The sequence below is a fragment of the Paenibacillus woosongensis genome (assembly GCF_009725165.1).
Taxonomy (GTDB): Bacteria; Bacillota; Bacilli; order Paenibacillales; family Paenibacillaceae; genus Fontibacillus; species Fontibacillus woosongensis.
On sequence record NZ_WNZW01000048.1, the window covers coordinates 1 to 451 of the forward strand.

At 57.6% G+C, this 451-nt stretch carries 1 protein-coding gene; it reads right to left on the reverse strand.

What is annotated here, in order from left to right; genetic code table 11:
• Positions 1–188, reverse strand: a 188-nt coding sequence (locus GNP95_RS25920; RefSeq protein WP_196427328.1) for a hypothetical protein, incomplete at its 3' end; no start/stop codon positions are given.
• Positions 189–451 lie beyond the last annotated feature (263 nt).

Consider the following 451-nt stretch of genomic DNA (forward strand, 5'->3'; position numbering starts at 1 on the left):
CATCCTCCTTTTTCAACATATTTATTTCTCCTCTCTTCCCCCCTCCTTCCTCCCCTCTCTCCCCTTCTTTTTTTTCCCTTTCTCCCCTTCCTCCTCTTTCTTCTTCTTCTTCCCCTCCTTCCCCCCTCCTTTCTTCCTCTACTTCCCTCTCTTCTTCCCCTTACTCCTCGGCAACCGCGTTGGGACATGTCTTCGGGGTTGCTGGCATTGATACTGCCCCCTCCCTCTTTCCTTCCCCCTTCTCCCCCTCTTATCTTGCCCTAACCGCCCCTACTCGCCCCCCCCTCCTTGCCCTACCCCCCGCCCGCCCCCCCACCGTAGCGCTCAGCGACGATATCTTTCAGCCCGGGGAGAGAGTTCCTGCCCAAATGCTGCAGTCGCTTGTTCTTACTCTACTGGAGCACCACCCCGACCCCCAGGTAAGGACGTGCCTCCCTTTCTCCCCCTCTTT